The following is a 9,378-nucleotide window of genomic DNA, read 5'->3' on the forward strand; positions in this document are numbered from 1 at the left end:
CAGGAAAAATGGCTAAGTCATATTGCTAATTGTTTTTGGCGTTCTTCTGAAAACCTGCTTTCTAAAATTATGAACTTAAAATAGGCTATTAACGGTAAATTGTATGAGTAGTGGCAGATTGTATGGTAATTTCCCGTCAAGCCACTACGTAGTTTGAACGGGCTACAAACCTTGATATTTAGTACTTACCCTGCCATTACTTATACAAAATGTTAAATGCTTTTTTTATTCAGGCACATCCTTATTTTTTCAAATAGCAACTCTTTTTTAATGGGTTTTGTAATATAATCATCACAACCGGCTTCAAGGGCTTTTTCTTTGTCGCCTTCTGTCCCATAAGCTGTTTGGGCTAAGATTATTACATCCTTATTTAATTTTCGAATCTCACGGGTGGCATCATATCCGTTCAAGTCAGGCATTTTTATATCCATAAGAATAATATCCGTATCGGGGTTTTTGCGGAATTTCTCTATCGTTTCTAATCCGCTTTTTGTGTAAGTAATTTTATCAAACTTATTTTTGAAGATAGCATCAAAAAACATTATACTGGTTTCATCGTCCTCGGCAATAATTACTGATAAATTATTTAATGCTATTTGCGGTTCTTTATTTATAATCTCATTTGTATCGCTTTGTTTATCAACCTGTTTTGTGTTAGGAATGCTAAAGGTGAACGTGGAGCCTTCTCCTTCTTTAGATATTACACTGATTTTACCACCCAACATTTCAACATACGATTTAGCAATTGCAAGCCCCAGTCCCGAGCCTTCAAAAGCTCTTGTATCTTCAATGTCGGCTTGTTCAAAACGGTTAAAAACAGCATCTAACCTATTTGCTGGAATTCCTATCCCAGTATCTTTTACATGAAATTCCAGGAATTCAATATCCTTCTCTTTTTTTAGGGAACAAGCAAAAGTAATTTCTCCTTGTTCGGTATATTTAATCGCGTTCCTAATCAGGTTGGTCAGTATCCCTTCCAATTTTGGTTTGTCGGTAACAAAGCGTGTTTCACTATCCGAAAAGTTTTGTTTATAGTTTAGCTCAAGTCCTTTTGATTCAGCCTGATGGTAGAAAAAGTTATACTGTTCTTTAAGAAATTTGTTTATCGACACCTCGGTTTTTGAAACTTTAACCAGCCCTGCTTCGATTTTCGAGATATCCATTATATCTGTGACAGTGGCTATCAATCTATCGCTGCTTTTGTTTATAATATCAAAATATTCTTGTTTCTCTTCTTCATCAATTTCGGAATCTTGCAGAATTCCAATAAATCCAGTTATCCCATTTAAAGGTGTACGTATTTCGTGGCTCATGTTATTTAGAAAAGCTGTTTTTAAGCGGTTGCTTTCTTCTGCTTTTTCTTTTGCTGTAATTAAATCATCCAGTATTTTTTTCTTTTCGGTTATATCTTCTTTAACTGCAACAAAATGAGTTATTTCCCTATCGTCATTTAGTAGCGGTGAGATGCTGGCTTTTTCCCAATATAATTCACCATTTTTCTTTTTATTACGAAATTCACCATGCCAATTTTCCCCAGCAATAATTGTATCCCAAAGATTTTTATAAAAAGATTTTGATTGTTTTCCTGAATTTAAAATACGCAGGTTTTCTCCTATTACTTCACCCTTTTTATAGCCGGTTAATAACTCAAATCTTGGGTTTACATATTCAGCATTACCCTCTTTATCACTAATAACTATAGAGTTGGGGCTTTGTGTAACAGCTCGTAAAAGTTTTCTGCGTTCTTTTTCAATATCCATACGTTTGGAGACATTCCTCGAAACACCCAGTATACCGTTTGCAACACCTTTTTCATCGACTGCTACCGAAAATTTCACCTTTATTTATATTGTTGTACCATCCTTACAGTAAGCTTCTAATTCAACTTCCATAGGATCAATTGAAGCTTCCTTTTCTTTGATTGCAAGTAATAAACTTGTGTAAATATCCTCTACTTTTTTAAAAGAAAGCGGAGTTAATGAGGAAGAAATATTTTTATAAATTATTTCTTCTGGAGTGAAGCCGCGTAATGAATATATGGCCGGACTAACAAATGTATAATTTAAGTCAAAATCAAGTGTAAAAATAACGTCACCCGAATTTTCAGCCAGTAAGCGGTATTTTGTTTCGCTTTCAGCAATCTTAGCCTGTTTTCTTTCTAACTCGACATACTGAAATGCGCTTAGAATCAAAGATGGCAGACGTTGAAGGTAATTTTGACGTTTGACCAGGTAGTCATTGGCACCTAATTTTAAGGCCTGCACAGCAACTTCCTCATTTCCTTGACCAGTAACTACAATAATTGGGATATCTAACTTCCTATCCTGTCTGATGATTTTTATAAATTCTAGAGCATTCAATCCTGGTAACCGGTAATCCATTACAATAACATCGTATTTACAGGGTATAGTCAGATCCTTTTCTTCAGGCAAAAGTTCCAGAGCAATTTCACCTGATCGGGCATTTTCCAGTAAAATAAACGGTGCATACCGGGTTAAATGCCTTAGTGTAAGGTCTATGTCTGTTGGATTGTGTTCTATGTACATTAAATTGATATCAGTTGAACTTCTTTTAGTATTTTCAAGGTGATTCTTAATCGCAAATTCAACTGTTTGTTCCAAACGGTCAGAAAAGTCTGTTGTTTTTACCATGTAATCATCTGCACCTGCTTTAAGCGCTGCAACAGCTACCTCTTCATCTCCAGAGCCGGTGAGCATAGCAACAGCCATATCTTTAAGGGTCTGCCTTATTTCCTTTAATATTTCAATTCCATTACCATCGGGAAGTTGCATGTCGAGTAATGCCAAGTCAAAATCATTTTTCAATAATTCTCTGGCCTCATTAACAGTTTTAGCATGATGAATTATGACATTCGGATACGCTTTTTTTAGCATATGAATGACCAAATTAGCATCGGTTTGAGTATCTTCAAGCAATAATATCATCATAACGATTAATTTTATCAATGATTATATGTTTTGTTTAACACTCTCCAGTAAAGATCAATTTGTTTAGCAACTTCAAGGAATTTCTCAAAATCGACAGGTTTCACAATATAGGAATTCGCACCAAGTTGATAGGCTTCCTTTACATCTGATGATTCCGATGAAGTAGTAAGTACAACCACAGGAATGGTTTTAAATGAGGAATGCGATTTGAGCACTCTCAGTACTTCCAATCCGTTTACTTTTGGCATTTTTAAATCGAGCAGAATGATTGCAGGCCGGGGTTCTCCTTTTTCCCATTTTTCAATAAAGGCGAGAGCCTCTTCACCATCACGGGCAGTAAGAATCGGATTATCCAATTTTTGGGATTTGAAAGCTCGCATGGTGAGGTCCAAATCTACCGGATTGTCCTCTACCAGCATGATGGGTTGATTGTTTTCCTTTTTAGTCATATTCACTTTGTTTTTGGTATTTCAATATAAAAAGTTGATCCTTTTTCGGGGGCACTTTCGGCCCAGGCTTTTCCACCCATCCGCTGTAAGGCTTTGGCCACCATTGCCAGGCCAATTCCGGTTCCTTGAAAATCCTCTGCACGATGCAAGCGCTGAAATATTTCAAAGATACGATCGTGATATTTCATGTCAAAACCACAACCGTTATCCTTAACATAGATAACTCTGGATACTGGCTTTTCTTCAATCCCAATTTCGATAATCGGGTTTGCTTTTTCTGTTGTGAATTTCAGTGCATTTTCAACATAGTTTCGCAAGGCAATGGACAAGCCAGTGGAGTCGGCAATAACCTGTATATCAGGTATTTTAGTATTTATTACTGCTCCGGTTTCTTGAAACTCTTCAGAATAACCATTCAACAATTTCTCAACAAATGGATTAAGGGCAATTTTTTCGTATCTAATCTGGCTGCGTTCCAGTCGCGAATAACTGAGTAAATCGTCGATTAGTTGATGCATTTGCACCGTGGAACTGCGAATGGTATTAATAAAATGAGTGGCTTCCTCATTCAATTTGTTACCATACTCGTTCAGCAACAATCTGCTGTATCCGTCGATTCCGCGCAGCGGGGCTTTCAGGTCGTGCGAAACGGAGTAAGTAAAAGTTTCAAGTTCTTTATTTGCTGCCTTTAACTGGGCCGTACGTTGTTCTACTTTCCTTTCAAGCTCAGCGTTCATAATTTCCAGCTCTTCCTGAAGGAGTTTTCTTTCGGTAATGTCAAGTGTTGCGCCAACGTACCGAAGAAGATTTCCTTTTTCATCAAAATAGGGATGTGCTTTATCATGCACCCATCGAACACTACCGTCTGGTCTTACAATCCGGTGTTCAAGTTCATAAGTCCCCAAGCTTTGCATGGCCGAAATAAAGGTATCATTAAGTAATTTTGCATCATCGGGATGAATATATTTTTCTAGCATTTCATTGTACTCCGGAGATGGTCCTTTGGGGTCAAGCCCATAAATACGGTATTCTTCTTCTGACCAGATGGTGGTTTGAGTGGCAGCAACATATTCAAAACTTCCAAGGTGAGCAATTTCCTGGGAATTACTCATAATACGGGACGCCCGAATTAATTCCTCTTCTGCCTTTTTGCGCTTAGCATTGGCAAATAATTGCGCTAAAAGATTTGTAAGGGCGCTTACAAAAGATTCTTCATCGGCATGCCATTGACGAACAGGCCCTCGATGCTCGGCAGATAATACGCCAATTACTCGCCCATCCTGTTGAATAGCGGAGTCAAGCATGGAACTTATCCGGAGCGGAATAAAGTAATTTTCATTTAATCCCTTTGTACGTGGGTCGTTTTGAGCATCATCTGCATCAATTTGACTGTCTTTATAAAGTGCTTTAAAATAGGAGGGGAAATCAGCTGTTTTCAGGGTTTCTACCTGAGCATCAATGCCAAAGGCAGTATCAAAAAGCATCCTGCGTTTTAATAATTTTTCATCCTCTGAAAGAAGCCAGACACTCGTTCTTTCCACTTTCAAAACGTTAGCAAGTTGTGTCGTTAATATTTCCAATGCTTCATCTATAGATTTATTTGCAATTACATCCTCAAAAGATAGTTTTGCGATGAGGTTACGTTGCAATTTTGCCCGTTCCGCACTTTCCCTGTTATGCTCTTCTGCCTGTTTGCGTTCGGTTATGTCGCGGCTTACGGTGGCCCAGCCTATAGGTTTACCCGTGTCGTCCTGTATTCTAAATAGGTAGTGATACACCCAAATCGCCTCCCCAGTCTGGAAATGGCGTAGTCGGATTTCCACATCTCCGTGGCCTTCACTTAGAACGCGTGGAAAAAAATCATGGGCAATGAATTGTTGATCCTCAGGGAAATAGTAATCCTGTACCTTAACACGGCAGGCGGATTCCATGTCTGGAAGTCCAACCATCATTCTACCTGCGGGGTTTACATAAAGTGGATTCAATTCCAGGTCGCACATTCCGATAAATTCACTGCTGCTCTCGGCAAGCATGAAAAACTTCTGACGCTCTATCTCAAGCTTTTTACGTTCAGTAATGTCAATTCCCATTGACAAACGATGTGGGATTCCGTTCAGAACAATTTGCTCCACGGAATATAAAATATAATGTAAACTCCCATCCTTCACGGTAAAAATAACTTCTGCATTTCGAATGGTTCCTCCCGATGCTTCTGCATATGCTCTGAGTTTTGTTTGTTCATCGATACTCAATAAGCCCAAATCAATGGCTGAGTTTCCAATAATCTCTTCTTTGCTGTATCCAATTAATCTGGTGAACGCCTCATTCGATTCTACAAATTTACCATCCTGTGAAAGAATAGCCTGAGCAGTAGGATTTGTGTGAAATGATGTCTTAAATTTTTCTTCACTCTGAACTAAAGCTTTTTCTGCAAGTTTACGGTCGGTGATATCGTGAATTGAACCTACCAAAAAATTGTTTCCGGAATCATCGGTGAAGCGAATTTTCTTTGTAACAATGGTTTTTGTTTTGTTTTTTATTGTTAATTCTTCTTCTCGTAAATCTTGAATTCCGGTATCGAGAACATTCCTGTCAACAAATAAAAACTGTTTTTTCTCTTTTTCAGGAACCGATTCAGCCAATGTTTTACCTAAAGTGCTTTTCTCATCGGTAGCAAACATTCCATAGAACGCTTGGTTAGCCATTGTAATCCTATGTTGGTTGTCTTTCACAAATATTGGGTCTCCAACCAAATCGAGGATTGTTCTTATCCTGTCTTTCTCATCCTTAAGTGCTTTTTCGTGGTTCTTGCGATCGGTGATATCCACAAAAGTCACCGCGCATTGTTTCTGTCCGGCCTGGAAAGCAGACACAGAATAAAAATAACCCAGCAGTTCAGAGCCTTGTTCAAACTGAACAGATTCTCCGGAAAGAGCAACCTTTGAGAAAGTGCCTATCCAATCGGCCTCATCGTTTTCTATACCGGGTAATACCTGTGTTAAACGCTTGCCAATTGAGTCTCTTAATTTCAATCCTGTAGTTTTTTCGAATCCCTCGTTTGCAGCAAGAATTATAAGGTCAACTGGGATGCCTTGCTCGTTCAGAACCACTTCGAATAGTTCAAATCCGGCATTCATGTTCTCGAAGAGGGAGCGGTATTGTTTTTCTGATTCGATGAGATTTTTCTCGGCCTGTTTTCGGTCAGTAATATCAATTCCTATTGATAAACGATGCGGAACTCCGTTCAATAAAAATTGTTCGGTGGAGTATAAAACATTGCGAAAGCTACCGTCCTGAGCAGTAAATATAACTTCAGCATTTCGAATAGTACCTCCAGATTTTTTTGCATGAGAAGCAAGTTTTTCTCTTTCGGCTAGACTTAATAAACCCAAGTCAACAACTGAGCTTCCAATTATTTTTTCCTTACTAAAACCAATTAAATTGGAAAAAGCGTTATTTGATTCAATAATTTTTCCATCCTGAGTCAGAATAGCCTGAGCTACCGGACTTGTGTAAAAAGATGATTTAAATTTTTCTTCACTCTCTTTTGTGGCTTCCTCTGCTCGTTTTCTATCTGTAATATCCTGAAAGAATCCATCCCATAATATTGATCCATCTTCTTGCTTTTCTGGAGCAGATGAAGCTTCAATCCATTTTGTTATACCTGAAGGTAGTATAAAACGCAATTCATCCGTGTATTTTAAAAGTTTGTTTGCTGATTCCTCGATAGCATTGTTATTGTCATCCCTATCGTCCGGGTGAATTAGGTTCATTAAAATGTTCACATCAGAAATGACATCACTGGCTCGAATATTTAATACATTTTCTACCGATTCACTAATATATGGAAAGCTATAACTACCGTCTAAGTTCTTTTTAAACTGATATATTATTACAGGAGAATTTTCGGAGAGTCTTTTAAATTTTAATTCACTACTTTTTAGTATATCTATTGCTTCAATCTGCTTAATTTTTGCCAATCCCAGTTCAGCGATAACTCTGGTCATTTGAAGCAAAAAATTTAATTTACTTCTAATTTCTTCAATTTTTAATATTGGGATATCTTGAAGCGATTCCAGGTATTTATGCTTATCAAAATTGTATTTTTTAGCTTGTTTTTCGAAATAAGATATGTTCGGTTTTTCCATAAGGAATTGCCCCGTAAATAAATTACCAATATGATGTTCATTAACTTTTAATGGAACAGCTACATCTACCAATCCGTTTAAACATTTATATACATTAAATTCGCCACCTTCAACTAATTTGTTTGCTAAAGTTGTATCGCTTGTTCTGCAATTCGCAGCCGTATCAGGATTCACTCTGTGAAACTCGGTGCAAATGGGTTGCCAGCCCGATTGAGATAAAATATTGCCATCCAAGTCTAACAATGCCGAAACTAATCCGGTAGCATCTGTGTAACTTTTTAGCAATTCACTTACCTGTTCAACATCCAAAATTTCAGAAAGTCGGTAGTTCATAATTGTTTTTTTACCAAATATACAAAAAATTAGCAATCGACTAGATTCTATCACCAACAGCATAATTTACAATTCTTGTACTCAGATTCTGTGTGATTTTCAATTATTTGTTTGCTGTGGTGTATTTTAAAATTGCATTTAACGTTGGCCATATGGCGTCGTTGTGAGGCACGAGCAATGGGCTATTATGGCGTGTTGTGCCCCGTTTTTTGTTGAAAATTAATTATTAATCACTTAAAATTAATTAGTCATGAAATTCAAAATGGACGATTTTACAAAATACCTTTATACATATTGGTTTAAAGACAGAGATATTTGCGATTCTCATATGTTGGCTGTTCTTTTTACAATAACGTACTTTTTTATACCTATTGCTGCGACAGTGGTTATCATTAAGATACTTGGATGCATATAAAATTCATTATAGAAATAGTCAGTGTTCCTAATAATAAGATGACGGTAATAATCTTGAACAAATTGTCTGTTTTGCGTTTGCGATGATCATTAATAAAATCTATTCCTTTTGGTAATAGTTTTAGGTTCAAAGCGATATCTTCAAATAACTGAATGTTATCGACACTTTCAGAGTATTTAAAATCGTTATTGTTTGACTTAAAAAGACCAATTTCTTCAAGGTCCTTTACAAAATGGAACATTTGTTTCTTTGTAACCTTACAATCTTTGTCAATATGAACTTTTTTTAACAGTCCTTTGTCAAAGAAGAAGTCTCTAACGTTGACATAAGACAGATTTCCATTGTTTTTTAGCAAATATTCCAATAAGTCAATGTGAAGATTTTTATTCATAGGGTCTAGATTTTATGAATTATTTTATGTGCCCCGTTTTTATTATTAATTATTTAACTTTTAGAATTTAAACCGTTATGTTTTTTTTACAAATCAACGTTTGCTGGATTATTATCTGCCTCATTATGTATCATTGTGGGTGGCTTAATGGTAGAGAAGGAGTCTATCGTTTGTTTAAGAACTAGATTTTCAGACTTCAGCGAATTTAATTCAGAATTGGTTAGGTATTTTGAAAGGTGTCCAACATAACCAACAGCTAAGAATAATAATGCCACAGCCCAATTAGGTAATGTTGAGAATAAATTTTTCTTAGGGTCTTTATATACACCACAGTCTTTAATTATAGATTTACATGACTCAATGAAAGTTTTACAATCACCGCTGCTCTCATTTAGTTGGTATATGGAGTCATAAATTGGCTGACTCTCTGGTTTAAAGAACAGCTCAATATAAGATTGAGTCTCTTTAATCCACGATGTAGTCGGAAATTCTAATCTTTCCAATTTATTAATTTGTCCTTGCAGTATTTTAACTGCCTTCTTTTTATTCATAGAGTCTGGGTTTTATAAATTATTTTAAGCGCCTCGATAAATGGGGCACAACGGCCGGCTGTATACAGCGTAGCCATAATTGCGTTACTGGTATCTTTTAATTAGCTGCTTAAGTTCTTGCGAGCATCTACACTAACTAAAAG

General features: G+C 36.6%; 6 protein-coding genes. All 6 read right to left on the reverse strand.

Going from position 1 to position 9,378, the window contains the following annotated elements; genetic code table 11:
• Nucleotides 1-212: 212 nt before the first annotated feature.
• The 6 genes from ACRD7B_RS22200 to ACRD7B_RS22225 all read right to left on the reverse strand — a co-directional run bounded on the left by ACRD7B_RS22200 (nt 213) and on the right by ACRD7B_RS22225 (nt 9,235).
• Nucleotides 213-1,838 (reverse strand): PAS domain-containing hybrid sensor histidine kinase/response regulator, encoded by a 1,626-nt coding sequence (locus ACRD7B_RS22200; protein WP_430826863.1) that lies wholly within the window; start codon nt 1,836-1,838, stop codon nt 213-215.
• Between the two features lie 6 nt (nt 1,839-1,844).
• Nucleotides 1,845-2,948: a response regulator gene (locus ACRD7B_RS22205; RefSeq protein WP_430826864.1), complete on the reverse strand. Its 1,104-nt coding sequence runs from the start codon at nt 2,946-2,948 to the stop codon at nt 1,845-1,847.
• 14 nt (nt 2,949-2,962) lie between these two features.
• Nucleotides 2,963-3,397 carry a response regulator gene (locus tag ACRD7B_RS22210; RefSeq protein ID WP_430826865.1) on the reverse strand — a complete coding sequence of 145 codons (435 nt, stop codon included), beginning with the start codon at nt 3,395-3,397 and terminating at the stop codon, nt 2,963-2,965.
• A gap of 2 nt (nt 3,398-3,399) precedes the next feature.
• Nucleotides 3,400-7,878: a PAS domain S-box protein gene (locus ACRD7B_RS22215; RefSeq protein WP_430826866.1), complete on the reverse strand. Its 4,479-nt coding sequence runs from the start codon at nt 7,876-7,878 to the stop codon at nt 3,400-3,402.
• Nucleotides 7,879-8,270: 392 nt separating this feature from the next.
• Nucleotides 8,271-8,684, reverse strand: coding sequence for a hypothetical protein (locus ACRD7B_RS22220; RefSeq protein ID WP_430826867.1), 414 nt, complete (start codon nt 8,682-8,684; stop codon nt 8,271-8,273).
• Between the two features lie 86 nt (nt 8,685-8,770).
• The gene (locus tag ACRD7B_RS22225) at nt 8,771-9,235 is read right to left on the reverse strand and encodes a hypothetical protein (protein ID WP_430826868.1); all 465 of its coding nucleotides are present in this window, start codon (nt 9,233-9,235) and stop codon (nt 8,771-8,773) included.
• Nucleotides 9,236-9,378: the final 143 nt, after the last annotated feature.

Source organism: Carboxylicivirga fragile, assembly GCF_050589805.1.
In the GTDB taxonomy this organism is placed as follows: Bacteria; Bacteroidota; Bacteroidia; order Bacteroidales; family Marinilabiliaceae; genus Carboxylicivirga; species Carboxylicivirga fragile.